The sequence below is a fragment of the Brevibacterium daeguense genome (assembly GCF_021729135.1).
Classification (GTDB): Bacteria; Actinomycetota; Actinomycetes; order Actinomycetales; family Brevibacteriaceae; genus Brevibacterium; species Brevibacterium daeguense.
This window is the reverse complement of the sequence record NZ_JAJTWW010000007.1, coordinates 107,096-127,695: the sequence shown is the minus strand read 5'-3', so window position 1 is coordinate 127,695 and position 20,600 is coordinate 107,096. Positions and strand designations below refer to the sequence as shown.

20 protein-coding genes and 1 tRNA gene are annotated in these 20,600 nt (G+C 68.2%); 10 read left to right on the top strand and 11 right to left on the bottom strand.

The genetic code is table 11. From position 1 onward, the window contains the following. Positions 1–51: 51 nt before the first annotated feature. Positions 52–1,539, bottom strand: a complete 1,488-nt coding sequence (locus LXN01_RS07615; protein ID WP_336885247.1) for a peptide MFS transporter — start codon at positions 1,537–1,539, stop codon at positions 52–54. A 177-nt stretch (positions 1,540–1,716) separates the two neighbouring features. Here LXN01_RS07615 and LXN01_RS07610 point away from each other — a divergent pair. After that, positions 1,717–1,789: transfer RNA gene (locus tag LXN01_RS07610), tRNA-Ala, on the top strand. 69 nt (positions 1,790–1,858) lie between these two features. On the opposite strand, the gene LXN01_RS07605 is transcribed toward LXN01_RS07610, so the two are convergent. Together LXN01_RS07605 and LXN01_RS07600 are read right to left on the bottom strand one after the other, a co-directional pair. Continuing rightward, entirely contained in the window at positions 1,859–2,476 is a 618-nt protein-coding gene (locus LXN01_RS07605; protein WP_236864016.1) for a GNAT family N-acetyltransferase, read from the bottom strand. Beyond that, the gene (locus LXN01_RS07600) at positions 2,473–3,168 is read right to left on the bottom strand and encodes a dihydrofolate reductase family protein (RefSeq protein ID WP_236864015.1); all 696 of its coding nucleotides are present in this window, start codon (positions 3,166–3,168) and stop codon (positions 2,473–2,475) included. The genes LXN01_RS07605 and LXN01_RS07600 overlap by 4 nt, the downstream gene beginning before the upstream one ends. 132 nt (positions 3,169–3,300) lie before the next feature. On the opposite strand from LXN01_RS07600, the gene LXN01_RS07595 reads away from it, so the two are divergent. Next, positions 3,301–4,329: an FAD-dependent monooxygenase gene (locus LXN01_RS07595; RefSeq protein ID WP_236864014.1), complete on the top strand. Its 1,029-nt coding sequence runs from the start codon at positions 3,301–3,303 to the stop codon at positions 4,327–4,329. A 39-nt stretch (positions 4,330–4,368) separates the two neighbouring features. Here the strand turns inward: LXN01_RS07595 and mgtE are convergent, their stop codons facing one another. Continuing rightward, positions 4,369–5,682, bottom strand: a complete 1,314-nt coding sequence (gene mgtE, locus LXN01_RS07590; RefSeq protein ID WP_236864013.1) for a magnesium transporter — start codon at positions 5,680–5,682, stop codon at positions 4,369–4,371. A 132-nt stretch (positions 5,683–5,814) separates the two neighbouring features. Between mgtE and LXN01_RS07585 the strand changes: the two genes are divergently transcribed. Further along, positions 5,815–6,243: a VOC family protein gene (locus LXN01_RS07585; protein WP_236864012.1), complete on the top strand. Its 429-nt coding sequence runs from the start codon at positions 5,815–5,817 to the stop codon at positions 6,241–6,243. A gap of 11 nt (positions 6,244–6,254) precedes the next feature. Here LXN01_RS07585 and LXN01_RS07580 read toward each other — a convergent pair whose 3' ends face one another. From LXN01_RS07580 to LXN01_RS07570, 3 genes are all read right to left on the bottom strand, one after another. After that, positions 6,255–7,763 (bottom strand): multicopper oxidase family protein, encoded by a 1,509-nt coding sequence (locus LXN01_RS07580; RefSeq protein ID WP_236864011.1) that lies wholly within the window; start codon positions 7,761–7,763, stop codon positions 6,255–6,257. 106 nt (positions 7,764–7,869) lie between these two features. Beyond that, a complete protein-coding gene (locus tag LXN01_RS07575) occupies positions 7,870–8,421 on the bottom strand; it encodes a hypothetical protein (protein WP_236864010.1) in 552 nt (183 codons plus the stop codon). Beyond that, a complete protein-coding gene (locus tag LXN01_RS07570) occupies positions 8,418–8,840 on the bottom strand; it encodes a hypothetical protein (protein WP_236864009.1) in 423 nt (140 codons plus the stop codon). The genes LXN01_RS07575 and LXN01_RS07570 overlap by 4 nt, the downstream gene beginning before the upstream one ends. Before the next feature lie 184 nt (positions 8,841–9,024). Here LXN01_RS07570 and LXN01_RS07565 point away from each other — a divergent pair, with 184 nt between their 5' ends. From LXN01_RS07565 to LXN01_RS07550, 4 genes are read left to right on the top strand one after another with little or no spacing between them, the layout of a single operon-like run. Continuing rightward, positions 9,025–10,305 carry a sensor histidine kinase gene (locus LXN01_RS07565; RefSeq protein WP_236864008.1) on the top strand — a complete coding sequence of 427 codons (1,281 nt, stop codon included), beginning with the start codon at positions 9,025–9,027 and terminating at the stop codon, positions 10,303–10,305. Continuing rightward, positions 10,302–11,012, top strand: coding sequence for a response regulator (locus LXN01_RS07560; protein ID WP_236864007.1), 711 nt, complete (start codon positions 10,302–10,304; stop codon positions 11,010–11,012). Before LXN01_RS07565 ends, LXN01_RS07560 begins: the two co-directional genes overlap by 4 nt. Before the next feature lie 53 nt (positions 11,013–11,065). After that, positions 11,066–12,199: a type III polyketide synthase gene (locus LXN01_RS07555; RefSeq protein ID WP_236864006.1), complete on the top strand. Its 1,134-nt coding sequence runs from the start codon at positions 11,066–11,068 to the stop codon at positions 12,197–12,199. Next, positions 12,196–12,900, top strand: a complete 705-nt coding sequence (locus LXN01_RS07550; RefSeq protein WP_336885246.1) for a class I SAM-dependent methyltransferase — start codon at positions 12,196–12,198, stop codon at positions 12,898–12,900. Before LXN01_RS07555 ends, LXN01_RS07550 begins: the two co-directional genes overlap by 4 nt. A gap of 25 nt (positions 12,901–12,925) precedes the next feature. Here LXN01_RS07550 and LXN01_RS07545 read toward each other — a convergent pair whose 3' ends face one another. The 4 genes from LXN01_RS07545 to LXN01_RS07530 all read right to left on the bottom strand — a co-directional run bounded on the left by LXN01_RS07545 (position 12,926) and on the right by LXN01_RS07530 (position 17,767). Then, the gene (locus tag LXN01_RS07545) at positions 12,926–14,449 is read right to left on the bottom strand and encodes a protein adenylyltransferase SelO (RefSeq protein WP_236864005.1); all 1,524 of its coding nucleotides are present in this window, start codon (positions 14,447–14,449) and stop codon (positions 12,926–12,928) included. Between the two features lie 41 nt (positions 14,450–14,490). Further along, a complete protein-coding gene (locus tag LXN01_RS07540) occupies positions 14,491–15,756 on the bottom strand; it encodes a serine hydrolase domain-containing protein (RefSeq protein WP_236864004.1) in 1,266 nt (421 codons plus the stop codon). Positions 15,757–15,899: 143 nt separating this feature from the next. Further along, positions 15,900–17,288, bottom strand: a complete 1,389-nt coding sequence (locus LXN01_RS07535) for an aspartate aminotransferase family protein (RefSeq protein WP_236864003.1) — start codon at positions 17,286–17,288, stop codon at positions 15,900–15,902. Further along, positions 17,285–17,767 carry an Lrp/AsnC family transcriptional regulator gene (locus LXN01_RS07530; RefSeq protein WP_236864002.1) on the bottom strand — a complete coding sequence of 161 codons (483 nt, stop codon included), beginning with the start codon at positions 17,765–17,767 and terminating at the stop codon, positions 17,285–17,287. The genes LXN01_RS07535 and LXN01_RS07530 overlap by 4 nt, the downstream gene beginning before the upstream one ends. A gap of 255 nt (positions 17,768–18,022) precedes the next feature. Between LXN01_RS07530 and LXN01_RS07525 the strand changes: the two genes are divergently transcribed. From LXN01_RS07525 to LXN01_RS07515, 3 genes are read left to right on the top strand one after another with little or no spacing between them, the layout of a single operon-like run. Further along, the gene (locus LXN01_RS07525; RefSeq protein ID WP_236864001.1) at positions 18,023–18,997 is read left to right on the top strand and encodes a polyamine ABC transporter substrate-binding protein; all 975 of its coding nucleotides are present in this window, start codon (positions 18,023–18,025) and stop codon (positions 18,995–18,997) included. Continuing rightward, positions 18,937–19,230 carry a type 2 periplasmic-binding domain-containing protein gene (locus tag LXN01_RS07520; RefSeq protein ID WP_236864000.1) on the top strand — a complete coding sequence of 98 codons (294 nt, stop codon included), beginning with the start codon at positions 18,937–18,939 and terminating at the stop codon, positions 19,228–19,230. The genes LXN01_RS07525 and LXN01_RS07520 overlap by 61 nt, the downstream gene beginning before the upstream one ends. A 44-nt stretch (positions 19,231–19,274) precedes the next feature. After that, on the top strand, positions 19,275–20,468 hold the full coding sequence (locus LXN01_RS07515) for an ABC transporter ATP-binding protein (RefSeq protein ID WP_236864122.1): 1,194 nt from the start codon (positions 19,275–19,277) through the stop codon (positions 20,466–20,468). Positions 20,469–20,600 lie beyond the last annotated feature (132 nt).

The window sequence follows — 20,600 nt, the reverse complement described above, 5'->3', positions numbered from 1 at the left end:
GAGCCTAGCGGTGCTCCAGGAAAGCGGCCCGCCGCCGCGGACCGGCTCCGGCTACCGCACCCCTCGCATCAGGGTCACGACCGGACGTGCGGTGGCGAGCACGATGAGACCGAGGACTGCGGCGGACAGGCCGAGGGTGGTCCAGTAGGGCACCTGGTTCGCGGCGTCGTAGTACTTGGAGAAGACGCCGGACAGCGCCGTGCCCACTCCCGAGGACAGGAAGAACAGGGCGACCATCTGGGAGCGGAAAGCGCGAGGAGCCAGCCGGGTTGTCAGCGCCAGGCCGATAGGGGAGATCAGCAGCTCCGCGCACACGAACAGGGCCATGATGAGCACGACCCACAGCAGGGGAGTCGAGTTGGCGGCGCCGTCGGCGAAGGGCAGGAAGAGGAGGAATGCACCGCCGATGATGAGCAGTGCCAGCCCCGCCTTCACGGGGGTGCTCGGCTGACGGTCGCCGAGGCGCATCCACAGTGCCGAGAACACCGGTGCCAGCAGGATGACGAAGACCGGCGGGATCAGCTGGATCCAGTTGATCGGCATCTCCCAGCCGAAGATCGTGCGGTTGAGCTGGGTGTCCGAATACGCAGTCATCACGTTGAAGATCTGCTGGTACAGCGACCAGAACGCGACGGAGGCGATGAAGAACGGGATGAAGGACACCGTGCGCGAGCGCTCGATCGCGGTGACGTGGGGGCTGCTCAGGATCGCGGTGAAGTAGAGGGCGGCGGCCAGTGCTGAGGCACCGGCGATCCATGTCGCGAGGTTGCCGCCGTTCATCAGGCCGGTCGTCCAGAGGACGGCGATCGCGACGATCACCGCCACCGTCGCGAGGGCGGGCAGCCAGAGCCGGGAACGCGGAATCGGATCGGCGACGTGGTGGACCGAATCCGGGAGCCTGCCGCGGGCGGTCGCGTAGATGCTCAGACCGATCGCCATCCCGACTGCCGCCGCTCCGAAGGCGATGTGGAAGCCGATCTCCTTCTGCAGGATGCCGGTCAGCAGCGGACCGAAGAAGGCGCCGATGTTGATCCCCATGTAGAAGATCGAGAAGCCGGCTTCGCGGCGCGGGTCCTGCTCGGCGTACAGGGTGCCGACCACGGCTGTGGCGTTGGCCTTGAGGCCTCCGGACCCGAGTGCGACCAGCACGAGGCCGACAGCAACGCCGGACAGTCCCGGCAGCAGGGCGAGCGCGACATGGCCGCAGACGATGACGATGCTGGACCAGAACAGGACCTTCTCCGCGCCGAGGAGGCGGTCGGCCAGCCAGCCGCCCAGGATCGTGGCCAGGAAGACCGCTCCGCCGTAGGCGCCGACGATCGCCAGAGCAGTCGGCTGGGGGAGTCCGACGCCGCCCTCCGACACGGAGAAGTACAGGTAGATCGCCAGGATGCCCGTCATGCCGTAGTAGGAGAAGCGCTCCCACATCTCCAGGCCGAACAGGTGCATGAGGGGCAGCGGGTGCCCGAAGAACCGGGTGTCCCGCTGGACGGCCACGTCGCGGTCCAGGTCCGCGTCGCGTGAACTGGAGTCGGCCACGGGAAGTCCCCTATCGTGTCGGCTGTGTTCCGGCGGGATCGGGAGACCGAACCGGATCAGGTGGTCGGACCATCGTACGCCTGCGGGCATGCTTCGCCGCCGGGGAGCTCGATTTTGATTTTGCAGTCGAGCTGAGTACTATTGTTCAAGTCGCCCGGGAGACCGGGAGGCACATTTGGGGGTATGGCGCAGTTGGTAGCGCGTCTCCATGGCATGGAGAAGGTCAGGGGTTCGAATCCCCTTACCTCCACACACTGCAGCACAGCTGCCTCGCCGGCCGGCGGGGCAGTTCTGCGTTCGAGGGATGTTCCGAGGGGGTTCAGCGGCGGGAGCGCTCCATGAACCAGGTGGGCACCCCGAGCACCGCGGCCTCCCGAACGACCTGATAGCCGAAACGCTCGTAGAACCGCACGTTGACTTCCTTGTCCGTCTCCAGGTAGCCCATCCGGCCCGACTCGTCGAGGCGCCGGCAGTGGTGCTGCACGATGGTCGTTCCCAGGCCTCGCCCCTGCAGCCGAGCGTCGACGGCGACAGGGCCCAGGTGGACGTGGGGCTCGGGGGGATCGAAGTCGGCCCAGGTGCTGACCCATCGGCCGACCCGGAGTGCGGTTCGCGGACCGAGTCCCACCAGTCGAGGCGCTTCCCGCGCGAACTGCCGAGGCGACAGCCGGCAGGTGCCGACGGGCGCCTCGGCCGCCACGGCGAGGAGTTGGTCGCCGTCGAATGCCCCGAAGATCGGCATGTCCGGCGTCGCATTGAAGCGGGCCCGGATGAGCCGGGAGTGGCACTTCAGTCGGCGCTGGGGGTACGGTCCGTAGGCGGCGATATGCAACGGGTTGTCCCTCATCCCGCGCGCGATCACGGAGATCGCGGCGGGGAGTTCGGTGCGCTCCAGTTGCCGCACCTCGATCGCGTCGGACTGCCGGTGGGTGTTCATGTGACGTCCTCCGACCTCTCCGGTGTCGCACCTGTTCTCTCGGTCTTCTCTGTCTTCGCTGACGCCTGTGCCCGCTCTGCCGGTGGTGCCGACGGCATTGTCGACTGCATCGCGTCGGCCTGCCGGCGCTGGTAGGTGAGCACTGCGTTGCCGCCTTCGAATTTCCGAACATCGGCGAGTGAGAAGAGCGTGGGGGAGAACGCGGCCCGGAACAGCGGATGACCAGTGCCGGCGACGACCGGATAGAGCTTGATGATCAGCCCGTCGATCTCGGGAAGCAGCGAGCCCGCCAAGGCAGCGCCGCCGGCGAGGTAGATGTCCGATTCGGAGTCCTCCGATTTGAGTTCTCGGATGAGACCTGCCGGGTCTCCGGACACGACCGCGACATCCGGGTCGCGCTGCTGCTGCCTGCTGGACACCACGTACTGGCGCAGATGGGAATACGGGCTGGTGATCCCTATCCTCAGGGCCGGTTCGTAGGTCCGCCATCCCATCACCACCGTGTCGAAGTGGCGACTCGGGGAGCTGTCGATGCCGAGGTGCTGGCGGACGTGCGTCGGCAGAGTCTCCGGGTACTCCTCGCACATCCAGCGCGTGTACTCCTCGGACTGCGGGAAGAAGTCGACCTCATCGCGCGGCCCAGCGATCCGCCCGTCGATCGACATGCCGACCCAGTAGATGAGACGTCGCATGCACACATTGTCGGTCGCGGGTGCTGAGATCACAATGGTCACAGCAGGGCGAAGCGCCGGGGACTCCGGCTGAGTCCCCGCTCACAGCGGGGGCGGCCAGCCGGTGCCGGAATCCTGCGGACGGGAGTGCTGATGCGGGGGACAGCTGTCGTTGTGGGAGCGGGAATCGCAGGGCTGGCCACAGCTCGAGGACTGCTCGGCGCCGGGTGGCAGGTGCATGTGCTCGATCGGGCCGCAGGCCTGCCGCGCAGCGGGACTGCGCTGGGAATGTGGCCGGAGGCGATGCGCGCTCTCGACTTCCTCGGGGCGGGTGGACAGGTCCGGGCCGACGCCATCGAACCGAGACGGGCACGGATCCTGCGCAGCGACGGCACTCAGCTCGTCGACCTGAGTGCCAGGCAGATGCCCATGCTGGTGCCCCGCCCGCAGCTGCTCGCCGCCCTCGCGGCGAACGTTCCGGATGAGCACATCAGCCGGCAGCACCCGGTGTCCGCAGTCTCGGACCTGCCGGACGCCGAGGTGGTGATCGCCGCCGATGGGATCCACAGTCCCCTCCGGGAAGCCGCCTTCGGCCTCGGACCGCGCCCGCTGGGCACGGTGGCATTCCGGGGGACGGTGGCCGGACCGGTGAGTGAGGTGTCAGAGAGCTGGGGGCGGTCGCAGCTGTTCGGGATCACGCCGCACGACTCACAGAGGACCAACTGGTTCGCCAGCATCCGCGTGCAGGCGCTGGCCGCGGCCGGCGATGGCGGAAATGCGGCGCAGCTCCTGCGAAACCGCTACCGCACGTGGCATCCGGCCGTCGCCCGGGTGCTCGACTCCTTGACCGGGGAGGCGATCGATCAACGCACCCTGCTGGATCTGCCCCCGCTTCCGTCCTATGTCCACGGCAGGACGGCGCTGCTCGGAGACGCCGCTCATGCCATGGCGCCCAATCTGGGCCGCGGCGCCTGTGAAGCGCTCGTCGACTCGGCAGTCCTCGTCGAAGCCCTGCGCTCCGCCCGGAGCGTGAGCGAAGCACTCGAACGGTATGACCGGGTCCGCAGGCCGCGAACGACCCGGATCGTCCGTGCCGCTCGCCTGCTCAACCGCACGAGCACCGCCTCGCGCCTGCTGCCGGTGCGCAATGCGGCCGTCACGCTCCTCGGCCGCCTGAGCTGAGCCATCCGCCGGGCCGGCGGATGGCTCGCCCCGGTCGATTCAGATGCCCAGGATCGCCTTGGCGATGAGGAAGTACAGGATGAGGCCGACGGCATCGACGATGGTGGAGATGAACGGTGAGCTGACCACCGCCGGGTCCACACCCACCCGGCTGGCCAGCAGCGGGATCACCGCACCTGCGGTCGTGGCGAGCATGCAGATCCCCACCAGTGACAGCGACAGCACCGCAGCGACCTGCCACCCGGCGAACAGCGTGACGGGCACGAAGACCGCCGCGCCCAGGACCACGCCCAGCAGCGCCCCGGTGCGGAACTCGGTGAACGCGACTCGGAAGAAGTCGCGGAATCTCACCTCGCCGGTCGACAGCGCTCGCACCACCGTGGTGACCGACTGCGCGCCGGTATTGCCGCCGGTGCCGATGAGGAGCGGAATGAACAGCGACAGCACGACCATGCTCTCCAGTGCGGACTCGAAAGCATCGAGTACTCCGACGGTCAGCGAGGCGGCCACCAGCAGCACCAGCAGCCAGATGACGCGCTTGGACGCGAGCGAGAACACCGAGCTTGCCAGGTAGGGCCTGCGCAGGGGTGTCGAACCGCCCGCCAGCGCGGCGTCCTCATCGGATTCGAGATCGTCGATGTGCAGGGCGTCATCCTCGGTGATCACGCCGACCAGTCGATTCTCGGCGTCGACCACCGGCAGGACGTCAACACCGGATCTGAGCAGGGTCTGCGCTGCGAGCTCCTGATCCACGTCGGTGGTGACCCGGGCCCCGCCCAGCGGAAGCTCGCCCACGCGCTGCTTCGGGTCGGCGGCGATGAGCGTGGCCAGCCGCACGACTCCCAGCAGCCCGCGAGTGCTGTCGACCACAGGTGCATCGGCGATGGGCACGCCTCTGGAGGCCTGACCCTGGAGTTCGGTCAGCGCCTGAGCGGCGGTGAGATCGGGCCCGAGAGAGGAGTAGACCGGACTCATACGGCGTCCGGCCGACTCCTTGGAGTAGCCGAGCAGCTTCATCGTGTCGGCCCTGCGGTCCTCGGGAAGATCGCGAAGCACCCGATTCGCGACGCCGGCGGGCATCTCGTCGATGATCATCGTCTGATCGTCCGGGGCGAGCTCCTCGAAGATCTCTCGCACATGTCGGTCCGAGAGGTCGACGACCAGCTCCGAGGCGATGCTCGAGCCCAGCGCATCGAAGATCCGGGCGGCGCGGTCCTTGGGCAGCAGGCGGAACGCCACTGCTCGTTCCGCGCGCGCCATGCGGATGAGGTCCGCGACCACCTCGTCATCCGAAGCAGCGGCCAGCCGTTCGGTGATATCAGGAATGGTGGGACGGACTCCGGGTTCCTGCACATGATCTCCTTGGGTGAGCCGACGACTGCATTCTGTCATCGCAGGACCGGGTCGAAGGGCGTGTCCGGGTCCCGCCATCGGATCTTCCTTTTCTTCAATACTCAGGCACGTGTGCAGGGTCACATTGGGTGCATGGATACTCAGCAGAATCGTCAGCAGAATCTTCCGCCGGCCGTCCCCTCCGTGTGGCCGAGCCTGAGCTTCACCGATGCCGAGCAGGGAGTCCGGCTGCTCAGCGACGTGCTCGGGTTCGTCGTCACGGTGATCCATCGTGACGACGACGGAGTCGTTCAGCACGCAGAGGCCCGCTGGCCCGACGGTGGCGGCGTGATGTTCGGCACCCGCGGAAAGCCCGGTGACTGGGGCCGGCTGGAGGCGCAGGGCGTCTACATCGTCGCGGCGGAACCGGCGACCGTGGATGCGGTCTGGGAGCGAGTGCAGGCCGAAGCGGACCTCGAGGTGCTGGAGCCGCTGGGCGACACCGACTACGGGTCCCACCAGTTCGGCTTCCGGGACCGCGACGGGAACCTCTGGTCGCTCGGCACCTATCGCGGCGAATGACCGGCAGGACGTCACGGCTGGTGCTGATGCTGATCCGGCGGCGCCTGAGCAAGCTGCGGGGTCTGTCCGGGCTCGACCACGACGAACTGGCCCATGAGGCCCTCGTCCTCGTGCCGGAGCAGATGGCAGTGGTACATGTACGCCGCGCTGGGGTCGGCATAGTCCTCGAACCGCATGATCAGCCGGTACCGGCGTCCCGGTTCCAGGTACACGGTGTCCTTGAGTCCCCGAAGCTCGGGCGGAGGCGCCTCGCCGTCGATGTCGAGGACCTGGAACTGGACGTCGTGGACGTGGAAGTTGTGCATCAGGGGATCGTCGGTGCTGACCTCCCAGATCTCGGTGGAGCCGACCTCCACCACCTCGTCGACCCGGTCGACGTCCATCGACCTGCCGTTGATGAGCCGGGAGGCGAGGGTGAACTCTCGGGTCACCGTCGCCTCCTCCTCGGCCAGCGGCTCGATCTCGGCGAGCTCCACCGGCACGGGTTCGGAGTCCTGCAGCTCCTCGGCGGCGCGCAGCTGCAGGACCTCGATGGTGTCCTCGCCGCCGAAGGCCAGTTCCGACGCGACGTCTCCGAGCTCGGGCGGATACGACTTCAGCACCGTGTCCTCGCCGGGGTCGAGGGCGACGACGATCTCCGCGCGCTCGCCGGGGGACAGGCGGATCCGGGTGAGCGGCAGCGGCGCCGCGAGCAGACCCCCGTCGGAGCCGACGAGCTGGAACTCGCGGTCGTCGTCGAAGCCGAAGGCGTAGGTGCGCGCGGTCGAGCCGTTGAGCACACGCAGCCGGACGAGCTCCGTCGTCACCTCATGGAAGGCGCCGAAGGTTCCGTTGGCCAGCACGGTGTCTCCGAGGATGCCCGGCTCCTGGACCGACTCGCGGCTGAACTGGCCGTCCTGCGAGAACTGCTTGTCCTGGACGATGACGGGCACATCGTCGACGCCGTACTCCGAGGGCAGGGCCGGAGCCGCCTCGGGGTCGTCGATGAGGAACATCCCGGCCAGGCCCAGGTACACGTGCCGCTCGGTCTCCCCGTGCGGATGGGGGTGGTACCAGAGGGTTGCGGCCGGCTGGTCGACCTCCCAGGTCGGCCGCCACGTCTCCCCGGGACTGATCGGCTGGTGGGGGCCACCGTCCATCCGGGCCGGCAGGTGCATGCCGTGCCAGTGCACGGTCGTCATCTCGCCGAGGTGGTTGGTGACTTCTGCGGTGACGCGTTCGCCGCGCTCGGCCCGCAGGGTGGGGCCGAGGTGGCTGCCGTTGTATCCCCAGGTGGTGGTCGTCGTACCGGGCAGGAGCTCCGTGCTTCCCTCCTGTGCTGTCAGCTCGAAGACCCGGGTTCCGGAGGCATCGACACGCGATTCCGCCTCCGGCGGGATGGCCAGCGGGGTGTCGAAGGACACCGGGGCGATGGTCCGGAGAGTGGTCGGCGAGCCGTCGGTGCAGGCGCTGAGCACCAGGGCGAGGGCTGCGACGAGCGCGGTCGGCGCTGCCCATGTCGCCGTCACGGTCGATGTCATGGTCGGTCACTCCTTCGGGGAGTTGTGGTGAGTGGTCGTTCGGCCGGTCCGCCGCGACCGGCGCCGGGGCGGGCCGTCGGGGCCGGCCGTCGGCAACAGGCCGAATTCACCGGTCACGGCAGAGCGCGAGCACGCGGTTCCGGTGCAGGTTGAGGAAGCCGATGAAGACGGACACCGCCGCGATTCCGTTGAACAGCATGCGGGAGCGCCAGTGCCAGGTCTGGAATTCGTGGGCCACCTGCTGCAGGTATTCGGCGGAGTGGACGGCGAGTCCTTCGGTGAACATGATGTCGTTGCGGGGCCAGAAGAACAGGATCGAGACGACGCCCTCGGCCACCAGCGCTGCGAGGCTGAGCGCGATCCACCACCTCACGTTGCGGGTGCGCAGCGTGAGGAGCAGCGCAGCCGCTCCGAACCCCCAGCAGGCCATTCCGAACGGCGGGAAGACGTCGTTCGGACCGGTCACGGTGAGGAAGTCCATGCTCAGTTCCAGCGACGCCGGGGGATCGGCGAAGATATTGGGATAGAACATCACCGTCTCCAGGATGATGGCGCCGAAGAGGATCATGATGACCCACAGGTAGGCGACAGCGACGGGGAAGGTGATGCGGTCGAGCAACCGTCGGACGGGTGATTGCTGGCTGGTTGCGGTGCTCATGGGAGCCTCCTCGCATGGTGATCGGACGGGGGAGTGAGCAGGCGCTGCAGCGCCAGCGCGATGAATCCGGCTCCGAGGCCCCAGATGGTGGGCACCACCAGCACCGGGATGATCGCGAAAGGCTCTGCGACCGGACCCTGCAATCGCCCGCTGGTCATCGGCGTGATGAGCGCGCTGAGCACGATTGCGTAGGCGCCGGCGGTGAGGCCGGCCAGAGCCAGCGTCATGACTGGCCGGCCGATGCGAGCCAGGCCCGCAATCAGGACCCAGGCGAGGGTCACGAGACCGACGAGCGCCAGGGCCGGCAGATCCAGGTGGCGTCCGAGCCCGACTGCCAGCGGCAGCGCTCCGAGTCCCAGGATCAGCAGCCAGTTGAGCGGGGGTCTGCGGGTGGTCTGAGTACTTCGTGTCGAATTCATGCAACGAGGCTATTTCCGGCACGCCTCCGGAACATCGGGCTGAAGGCGACACCTGGTTCGCCCGGAATCGACTCATTCGGCAGGCGGTGCGTTCGCTTGGGAACGGTCGCTGACGCTGAAAGGCGACACGGAGCGTCGCCTTCTGCGGATTCCGGTCCCCTCATGCTGTCAGTACCCTGGAACCATGGCTGCCACGGGAGCTGGGACCGGACCGGAGCGGATCGCGGCTGATGTGCATCCGCGACTGGTCGACGCCCTGCTGGCGCTCGCGCTGACGCTCGTGCTGGCGGTCGTCATCACCGCGGACCTCGAGAACACCGGTCGAGCCGGTCCGTTCGCGTACCTGTATGCGGTCCTGTTCGGTGCGATGCTGCTGGTCCGCCGCCAGGCGCCTCGGTGGGTGCTCCTCGTCACGGTGCTGTTCGTGTTCGTCTACTACATCTTCGAGCTGCCGCCCATCGGCATCGCGCTGCCGGCCGCCGCCGCGCTGTTCTCCGCCGCGGAGGCGGGGTGGACTCGCTGGGCGACCGTCGCCGGCGTCGTGCTGGTCGGTGTGGCGGCCTTCGCCCGGCTGCACGAGGGTCTTCCCCCGGAATACCTGTACAGCTACGACCTGCTGACCAACATCGCCCTGGCCGCCGCGGCGATCGCGCTCGGGGTGAGCGTCCGGTCGCGGCGGGAGATCCGAGCCCATGAGGAGCGGGAGCGCAAGCGCGCCGTGCTGGATCAGCAGCGTGAGGCCGAGCGCCTGCTGCAGACCGAGCGGTTCAGCATCGCCCGGGATCTCCACGACGTCATCGGACACACGATGTCGGTCATCGCCGTGCACAGCAACGTCGCCGCCGAGGCGATCGGCCGCAGCGATGCGGCAGCCGCCGCGGCGGTGGAGCAGATCCGGCAGGCCGCCTCGGCGACGATGCGCGAGCTCCGGACGACGGTGAAGGTGCTGCGAGCGGGGCCCGACGAGCAGCCGGAGCGGTCGACGGTCGGCATCGCAGGTCTCGCCCGGCTGTTCGAGCAGGCGGAGAGTGCGGGCGTGCATGTCGAGGCGGCCGTGGGGATCGAGCCCGGCGCCGTCGACTCCGCAATCGAAGCGGCCGTGTACCGGATCGTGCAGGAGTCGCTGACGAACGTGATCCGCCATTCGGCCGCGCCGACCGTCTCCGTGACTGTCGAGTGCTGCGCCCGCGACGTGCGAACCCATCCCCGCACCGGCGCGGACTCGCACCCCGAGCAGCTGTGGCTGGAGGTGCGTGATGCAGGGCCGGCGAAGGCGCGGGTGCCGCTCCGGTCCGGCGCCGACGCCCGGGATGGAGACGGGCAGGGGGCCGGGACGGTCAGCGGCCGGGGCATCGAGGGGATGGCCGAACGCGTGCGCCTGCTCGGCGGCGAATTCGCGGCCGGACCCGTCCCCGAGGGCGGATTCGCCGTGACCGCGACGCTGCCCCGGAGTCTTCCGGCATGACTGGGCAGGGCGCCTCGGGCAGCGAGACCGGCGTGAGCGACGACTCACCCATCACGGTGGTCGTCGTCGACGATCAGGAGCTGCTGAGAACCGGGCTCAGAGATCTCGCCGAGCACGACGGGGATATCGCTGTCGTGGGCGAGGCCGGTACCGGACGCTCCGGCCTGAGCCGAGTCCGGGAGCTCAGACCCGATGTCGTCCTCATGGACATCCGGATGCCGGAGATGGACGGGCTCGAGGCGACGCGCGCCATCGTCGCGGACCCTCGGCTGCGCGACTCCCGAGTCGTCATGCTCACAACGTTCGATGAGGACGAGAACATCATCGAGGCGATCCGCTCGGGCGCGGCGGGCTACCTGCTCAAGGACATCTCCGCACCAGATCTGCGGCAGGCGATCCGAGCGGTTGCCGCGGGCGACTCCCTCCTGTCGCCGTCCGTCACCCGCAAGGTGCTCAGCGCCATCGCCGCCCGTCCCGACCGACAGCTGAACACGGCGCCCCTGGAGGGGCTCAACCTCCGGGAGCGGGAGGTGCTGCAGCACGTCGCGCTCGGGATGTCGAACGACGAGATCGCCCAGCACCTGTTCATCTCACCGGCGACGGCGCGCACCTACGTGTCGAGGCTGCTCGGCAGGCTCGGCGCGCGCGACAGGTCGCAGCTGGTGATCATCGGCTACGAATCAGGATTGGTCGAACCGGGAACTTGATCCGAACTCCGAAGATCTCTTGCTCCTTCTCGGCGAGATCGAGAGAATGAGACATGCCCGTCACGCTGAGGTCCCTCCAGGTCGCTGTTCCCGACACCGTCCTGATCCAGGGGGAGGTCCGCGACGTCTTCGCCGCGCAACCCGGGCTCAGCGCTCTGGCGATCCGCCTGATCGGAGCGGCGTTCAACTCATCCGGCATCGAACGCCGCTTCAGCGCAGTGCGGGAGATGAGCTTCACCGCAGCCGTCGAAGATCCCGACTTCTTCGATCCGGACTCCCGCCGGATCCTCAATCCCACGACCGGCACCCGCAACGACGTCTACGTGAGCGAGGCGCCCAAGCTGTTCGTCGAAGCGGCGGCGGCGGCGATCAAGGAGTGCGAGGGGATCGATCGCTCGGACGTCACCCATGTGATCACGGTGTCGTGCACCGGCTTCTGCGCTCCCGGCCCCGACTATCGGGTCGTGCGCGACGTGGGGCTGAATCCCTCGGTGCAGCGCTACCACCTCGGCTTCATGGGCTGCTACGCCGCCTTCCCGGCGATGCGCCAGGCCAAAGCGATCTGCGACGCCGAACCGGATTCGGTCGTCCTGATCGTCAGCGGTGAGCTGTGCAGCATCCATGTGCGCGTCGCCGACAACCCGGACTCCATCCTCGGCGCCTCGCTGTTCGCCGATGGGGCGGCGGCGGCGATCATCACCGGACGTGATCTCGGTCCCGGGCGCGGACTCCAGCTCGACCATTTCGAGACCGTGCTCACTCCCGTCGGCGAGGAGGCGATGGCGTGGACGGTCGGCGACCACGGCTTCGACATGATTCTCGGATCCTACGTGCCCAGGATCGTCGATCAGCACATCGCCGGGGCGCTGGCCCCGCTGTTCGCCAAGGATCGCTCACTGGAGGACCGCCAATTCCGGGACATCGATCACTGGGCGATCCATCCCGGCGGTCGCAGCATCCTCGACAAGGTCGAACGCAGGCTGGACCTCGATGCCGAACAGCTGGAGCCCTCGCGCGGGGTGCTGCGCGACTACGGGAACATGAGCAGCGCGACGGTGCTGTTCGTGCTCAAGGAGATCTTCGACCGGCCGGAGTCCGAAGCCGGGGAGCGGGTCTGCGGAATGGCCTTCGGGCCCGGGCTGACGGTGGAGAGCGCTCTGTTCACCACCGTCGGCTCACATCAGTGATCCTGCCCGACCTGCGGGAGCGCAGCACGTCCGTCCTCGAGTGGATGGACGGCCCCGAGTGCGATCGCTCGACCCTCGACCGCACCTACTCCCAGTTCCGCATCGTCAACCGACTCGTCGCGGGCTGGCGGCAGACCTACCGCTCGCACCTGCGCCCGGCCCTCCGCCGAGGCGAGCTCACCACGGTCCTCGATATCGGGTCCGGAGGGGGAGACCTCGCACGGGCCCTCGCCGGCTGGGCTCGCCGGGACGGGTTCCGCGTGCACATCACCGCGGTCGACCCGGACGAGCGCGCCCACGCATGGGCGACCGGCCGGCCACCGGTTCCGGGCGTCGAGTACCGGCAGGCGCTGAGCGCCGAGCTCGTCGCCGAGGGACGCGGCTTCGACCTCGTGATCTCCAACCACCTGCTCCACCACCTCGACGCGAGCGGGCTGAGCGCGCTGCTGTCCGATTCGGAGCAGCTCGCCCGGATCCGGGCCGTGCACAGCGACATCCGCCGCAGCCCGATCGCCTATCTCCTGTTCTCGGCCGGCACCCTGCCGTTCTTCCACCGCTCCTTCATCCGCGCCGACGGGTTGATCTCCATCCGACGCAGCTACACACCGGGCGAGCTCCGCGGCAGCTGCCCGTCCGGCTGGCGGGTGCTGGGGCAGGCTCCGTGGCGGAATCTCCTCCTGTACGAGGCCGGTCGCCGATGAACACTGCGGCCCCTGCCGCTGCTGTTCAGGTGCCGCAGAAGGTCCGGTAGGGGCCGAAGTCGTCGGGGGCGGCATCCGCCCAGCGTTCCAGGCCGGGGCGTTCCCGATAGGGGGACGTCACTGCCGCCAGCAGCCGATGCAGCGGGGCGAGATCTCCGCCGACGGCGGCGTCCAGTGCTTCCTCGACCAGGTGGTTGCGGGGGATGTAGACCGGATTCGCATCGTCGAGCACCTCCGGGTCAGGCCCTCGGTCCAGCCACCGGCGCAGCCACTGATCGAGGCTCGCACCGTCGGCGAACAGGCTGCGGACCGGGCCGAGGTCGCCGCGCGCGGCCGCGCCGAGGCGGCGGAAGAACGAGGTGTAGTCGACCGCGCTGTCCTGCAGCAGCGGGAACAGGTCGGCGACGAGCGGCGCCGAGTCCTCGGGTTGCCCGCTGCGCAGGCCGAGCTTGAGCCTCATGCCGGCTGACCAGGCGGCGCTGTACTCCCGGCTGAAGGAGCGCAGCGCCTCACCGGCGGCGTCGACCGCCCGCTGCTGATCGTCGTCGATCAGCGGCAGCAGGGTCTCTGCGAACCGGGCGAGGTTCCACTCGGCCACCAGCGGCTGATTGCCGTAGGAGTACCGTCCGGTCTGGTCGATGGAGCTGTAGACGGTCGCGGGGTCGAAGGCCTCCATGAAGGCACACGGTCCGTAGTCGATCGTCTCGCCGGAGATCGTCATGTTGTCGGTGTTCATCACCCCATGGATGAACCCCACCAGCATCCACCGGGCGAGCAGCGCGGCCTGGGCGCTGATCACGCCCCGCAGGAGCGCGAGCGGAGGGTTCGCGGCCGACGCCGCGTCCGGGTGATGCCGGGCGATGGCGTGGTCGACCAGGCGGCGCAGCAGGTCGAGGTCATCCTTGGCCCTCGCGTGCTGGAAGGTCCCGACTCGCAGATGGCTGCTCGCGATCCGGGCGAGGACAGCTCCTTGGAGGACGCTGTCGCGGCGGACCTGACGGCCCGTGGTCACGACAGCGAGCGACCGGGTGGTGGGGATTCCCAGGGCATGCATCGCCTCGCTGACGACGTACTCGCGCAGCATCGGGGCAAGCGCGGCGAAGCCGTCACCGCCGCGGGCGAACGGGGTCGGACCCGAACCCTTGAGGTGCAGATCCCGCAGGCTGCCGTCTGCCGCCTGCAGCTCACCGAGCAGCAGCGCACGTCCGTCGCCGAGGCGCGGGGAGTACCAGCCGAACTGATGCCCGGCGTAGGCCTGTGCCACCGGGGCCGCTGCCTCGGGAAGCCCCGTCCCGGTCAGCAGGCGCAGACCTTCCGGGCTGCGCAGCCAGGAGGGATCGAGGCCGAGCTCGTGGCTCAGCGGTTCATTGAGCACGACCAGCTGCGGGTCCGGCGCTTCCGCGGCGCTCCAGGAGATGGCGAGCTCCGGCAGCTCCTCGGCGAACCGGGTGGTCAGCAGGACGGGCGAAGGCGGGGAAGCCGCGGACGCGGTGGAGGATTCGGACACCGTCGAGGGCGTGGGCACCGGGGTGGAGTCGGCAGCGGTCATGGTTCTCACCTCACTCCGCCCACTGTACCCAGTCCTTGTCCTCACTCGAGTTCGAGCTCCAGGTCCTCGGAGGGGCGACCGGGACTGCGTGCCGCGGCTTCGAGATCGATCTTCATCCGGGCATCGGCGCTCCCTGCATCCGCTCCACCTTCCCCATTGACCACCGATTCGACTGCGCTGAACGCGGCGAGGGCCTCCGGATCGGCGAACGGCAGCACCTGGGCTGCCACGTACCCGGCGGTCCCCTTCTCCCAGTCGACCCAGTAGTAGGTGTTGGCCAGACCGCACCAGAACAGGCTGCCGCGCGATCGGCCGTTCGGCTCCGTGCTGTCGTTGCGGAGCCCCAGCAGGCTCCACTTGTCGCCGAACTCCGGCAGGAAGTCGACATCGCGGGTGGTGGCCGGGTCGGCGGTGCGCACCGGCTGGGTCCGGAGCTGTCCGATCTGATTGCGGCGAGCCTCGGCGAGCATGGAAGCGCTGATGATCGTCGTGCCGTCCAGGGTTCCCTCGCCCAGCAGCATCCGCAGCAGCTTCATGTAGTCGCGCACCGTCCCGTAGAGACCACCGCCGCCCATGAAGAACTCCGGGTCCTGCGTGATCTGGATCGACGTGGGGCTCAGGGAGCCGTCCTCGCCGCGATAGTGGATCGCGGCACGGCTGCCCCTCATGTGCTCATCGAGGATGAAGGCGGTCGATTCCATGCCCAGGGGCTGGAGGATGTTCTCCTTGAGGTGCTGCTCCAGCGTCTGGCCGCCGGCCCGCTCGATGGCCCGGCCGACCCATTCGATGTTCGTCCCGTATTCCCACCGGCTTCCCGGATCGAAGGTCAGCGGTGTCTGCAGGGTGGCAGTCCTGCATTCGATGATCGGGGGGATGCCGTTGGCGTCCTGGAAATCCCGGACGCTCGGGTTGAAGAACGCGTAGCCGTTCCCCGCGGTGTGAGAGAGCAGATGGCGCAGGGTGATGTCCTGGTCCGGCTCCCGCAGCGAGCCGTCCGGATCGAGGACCTGCTGTTGGCCGAGCTCCGGCAGCAGGTTCTTCAGCGGGGCGTCGAGAGCGAGGGCGCCCTGCTCCACCAGCTGCAGCGCGGCCAGAGCCACGACGAGCTTCGTCGTCGAGGCGAGCCAGATCACCGAGTCGACGGTGAAGGGAGCAGCTGCGCCTGTCGCCAGGTGCCCATGATTGAAGGTGTGGAGCTCCCCGGAGCTGTCGATGACAGCCGCAGCGAGGTGGGGGAGACGGCCGCTGGCGACGAACTCGGCCAGCTGTGCATCCAGCGCTTCGACGTCGGTGTGGTTCAGCGTCATTGCTGCGGCTCCTTCTCGAGCGGGCTGCCGCGGAGGCGGCGGCACGCGACCCTGCGTGCGTGAGTCGATCGTGGCAGAGCGCACAGCAGGGTTCAAGCACCGCCGCGCCGCCGGTCGAGGCCAGGGGAGTCCGACGCAGTGCCTCAGAGCAGGGACCAGGCCTCGGTGAGCACCGAGCGGATGATCTGCTCGATCTGGTCGAACTCCGCCTGACCGATGGTCAGCGGCGGGGACAGCTGGACAACCGGCTCCCCGCGGTCGTCGGCACGGCAGTAGAGACCCCTGTCGAACAGGGCATGGGAGACGAAGCCCTTGAGGATCCGCTCGCTCTCCTCATCGGTGAACGACTCCTTGGTGTCACGGTCCTTGACCAGCTCGATCCCGTAGAAGAACCCCTCGCCGCGGACATCCCCGACGATCGGCAGGTCCTTGAGCTTCTCCAGGGTGTAGCGGAAGGCCGGCCCCTGCTCGTGGACGTGGTCGTTGAGCTTCTCCTCCTCGAAGATGTCGAGGTTGGCCATGGCGGCGGCGCAGGCGACGGGATGACCGCCGAACGTGTAGCCGTGGTAGAAGGTCTCCCCGCCCCGGCCGAAGGGCTCGAACAGCCGCTCCGAGGCGATCATGGCGCCCAACGGTGCGTACCCGGAGGTCAAGCCCTTGGCGCAGGTGATGATGTCCGGCACGTAGCCGAAGTCGTTGCAGGCGAACATGTCCCCGATCCGACCGAAGGCGCAGATGACCTCGTCGGAGACCAGGAGCACGTCGTACTCGTCACAGATCTCGCGGACCCGCTCGAAGTAGCCGGGAGGGGGCGGGAAGCAGCCGCCGGAGTTCTGCACCGGCTCGAGGAACACCGCTGCCACCGAATCGGCGCCCTCGAACTCGATCGCCTCCGCGATCCGGTCGGCCGCCCAGAGGCCGAACTCCTTCTCGTTGTCGGCAAGCGCCTCCGGCGCGCGGTAGAAGTTGGTGTTCGGCACCTTGAGCGCCCCCGGCACCAGCGGCTCGAACTGGTTGCGCAGGCCCGGCAGCGATGTCACGGACAGCGCGCCGTGCGGAGTGCCGTGGTAGGCGGTGGCCCGCGAGATCACCTTGTGCTTGCCGGGCCGGCCCGTCACCTTGAAGTAGTTCTTCGCCAGCTTCATCGCCGACTCGACGGAATCCCCGCCCCCGGAGGTGAAGAACACCCGGTTGAGGTCGCCCGGGGTGTAGTGCGCCAGCCGTTCGGCGAGCTCGATCGCCGGCGGGTGCGCATACGACCATAGGGGCATGAAGTCGAGGGTCTTCGTCTGCTCGTAGACGGCGCGCGCGATCGACTCCCGGCCGTGTCCGACCTGGACGACGAAGAGGCCGGCCAGCCCGTCGAGGTATTCCCTGCCCTGGTCGTCATAGAGGAAGTGGCCCTCGCCCCGCGTGATCACCGGCGTGGCACTGCCGGAGTAGAGCCCCTGATGATTCGTCATGTGCATCCATAGGTGGTCCCGGATGCCGGCCTGGTACCGGCTGCTCGTGTCTGCGATCTGCTGAGTCATCTCGTCCCCCAGTTGTATTTCTGCTTGTGCAGAGACAGATACATGAATGTCTCGGTGGTGCTGACCCCGGGCACGCGCCGCAGCCGGTCGTTGATGAGCTCGAAGAGGTCCGCGTCGGATTCGCAGATGACCTCGGCGATGATGTCGAAGGACCCGGCGGTGATGACCAGATAGTCGACCTCACCGAACTCGCCGATCGCCTCGGCCGCGGCGACGACGTCCCCGTCGATCCGGATCCCGATCAGCGCCTGCCGGGCGAAGCCGAGCTGCATCGGATCGGTGACTGCGACGATCTGCATGACCCCGGAGTCGAGGAGCCGGGAGACGCGCTGGCGGACAGCGGCCTCCGACAGCCCGACGGCCTGCCCGATCGCCGAGTAGGACTGCCGGCCGTCGTGCTGGAGCTGCTCGATGATCGCCTTCGACTTCTCGTCGAGCTGGACCACCGGTTGACCGCTGTGCTGGGCGTTGATGACCACGCTTGTCCTTCCCTCCGCGCTCGGTGCTCCAACTATGGCGGATCGAGGAAACCCTTTCAAGAGCGAGGACTGCGGAATCCGCGTGAGTATCGACGGATTCAGACGACATCAGTCGTGACTTGGATGTGGGATGCCGCATTCCGTTCTTCGGAAGGCTCCGGCACTATTGTGAGCCAGCTCACTTTCTGGCACGCTGTTGCCATTCGTCTGTTGCTGTTCAACAGCGCCAGTCGCCAGCAGAAGGAGATCGTCGCCATGGCACCCACTCGTCCCCTCCCGGCAGATCCGATGCTCAGCAGCCTGGTGCGAGCCCAGGTCGATCGACGCCGAGTGCTCGCCGCCGCCGGCGGCCTGGGGCTGGCCGGGCTGCTGGCCGCCTGCGGCACCGGCGGCATGACGACCGAGGAGGGAATGGCGCCGGCCGAAGACGTCTCCGAGCAGGAGAAGATGCTCCGCTGGGCCAACTGGACCCTCTACCTCGACTACGACGACAAGACCGGAACCTATCCGACGCTCGAGAAGTTCACGGATCAGACGGGCATCGACGTCAACTACTCCGAGGACATCGACAGCAACGAGAGCTACTACGGCAAGGTCCAGGCGCAGCTGTCGCGTGGGCAGTCGATCGGGCAGGACATCATCACCCTGACCGACTGGATGGCCTCGCGGATGGTCGCCGACGGATGGCTCCAGGAGCTCAACCACGACAACATCCCCAACATCGCCAACCTGCTTCCCGAGCTGCAGAACGTGCAGTACGACCCCGGCAGGAAGTACTCGGTGACCTGGCAGTCCGGCTTCACGGGGCTGGCGTGGAACAAGGAGGCGGTGCCGCAGGGGCTGAAGAACGTCTCCGACCTGTGGAACCCCGACCTCAGGGGACGAGTGGAGATCATCGACGGCTGGAACGAGACACCCGCGCTGGTGATGCTCGAACAGGGCGTCGACATCACCCGGTTCACCGAGGACGACTACGCGAACGCCGTCGACATCATCGCCGAGAACGTCCAGAACGGCCAGATCCGGCAGGCCAAGGGGAACTCCTACAAGGAGGATCTGATCTCCGGCGACGCGGTGGCCGTGGTCGCCTGGTCCGGCGACATCACGCAGCTCAACACCGAGAACGGCGACAAGTGGGACTTCACCATTCCGGAAGCCGGGGGAGATCTGTGGTCCGACAACTCCTGGTGCCGCTGGCGGCCACCCACAAGGCCAATGCCGAAGCGCTGATGAACTACTACTACGACCCGGCTGTTGCGGCAGAGGTCGCCGCCTACGTCAACTACATCTGCCCGGTGCAGGGAGCGCGCGAGGCGATGGAGAAGCTCGACCCGAGCCTGGTCGACAACCCGCTGATCTTCCCGACCGACGAGTTCCTGGAGAACGTGTCGGCGATGCGCCCCGTGGAGCGCGAGGAGGAGCAGAAGTACATCGACATGTTCCAGCGTGCGATCGGCAAGTGAGCACGAGCGGACTCGAAAGGTCAGAGATGAATGCAGTCGGCAGCATGAGCCCCGCCCCGCCGGAGACCGGCACCCCCGCTACGCGGCCGACCTCCGGAGGGTTGCAGCTCAGAGGACTGGTCAAGCGCTTCGGCGACTTCACCGCCGTCGACCACGTGGACCTGGAGATCCCTCCGGGCGGCTTCTTCGCGCTGCTGGGACCTTCCGGGTGCGGCAAGACCACCGCGCTGCGGATGATCGCGGGACTGGAGTTCCCCACCGAGGGCCGGATCTTCCTCGGCGGGCAGGACATCACCGGCGTCAAACCCCACCGACGGCCCGTCAACACGGTCTTCCAGAGCTATGCGCTGTTCCCGCACATGAGCGTCATCGACAACGTGGCGTTCGGGCTGCGCCGACGCAAGGTCCACGACGCTCGCGCGAAGGCGAGCCAGGTGCTCGAGCTCGTCGAGCTGTCCCATCTCGCCGATCGCCGACCGCAGCAGCTCTCCGGCGGGCAGCAGCAGCGGGTGGCCTTGGCCCGGGCGATCGTCAACGAGCCGGAGGTGCTGCTGCTCGACGAGCCGCTGGGTGCACTCGACATGAAGCTGCGCCGCCAGATGCAGCTCGAGCTGTCCCGGATCCAGCGCGAGGTGGGGCTGACCTTCATCCACGTCACGCACGACCAGGACGAGGCGATGACGATGGCCGACATCGTCGCGGTGATGAACGAGGGCCGCATCGAGCAGCTGGGACCGCCGGAGGAGCTCTACGACCAGCCGGAGACGGTGTTCGTCGCGAACTTCCTGGGCAAGTCCAATCTCATCGAGGCAGAGGTGCTGGGCGAGGACGGGCCGTGGCTGACGATCGCCGCGGGCTCGGCGCAGGCACGGCTGCTGTCCGACCGGTGCGTGTCCCGCCAAGGCCGGCTGCTCGTCGGCATCCGGCCGGAGAAGATCGCGATCGCACCCGTCGGGTCCGACGACGAGGGCCGGCACGGCACCTTCGCCGATCGGGACGGCGAAGTGTGGAACACGCTCGCCGGGGGTGTCGTCTCAGCGATGACCTACACCGGGGTCTCCACCGAATACCAGGTCGAAGTGCCCGGCATCGGCAGCGTCGAGGTGTTCGCCCAGAACCTGGCCGGGGACGTGCTCGCGATCGGCGACAGGGTCAGCCTGCGGTGGCGCGCCAAGTACACCTTCGGCCTGGCCGGCGACGAGCCGATCAGTGCCGGAGCGGAAGTGGAGCCGGGATGAGCGCCGGGACGGGGCTGACCCCGTCTCATGAGCAGGTTCCCGCGCCCGCGGCGGTCCGCCCCGAGCAGGCCGTCCCGGCGGGGAGCCGGCAGGGCCGATCAGGCCGCAGCCGTCGCCGGAACCGTCGCCGGG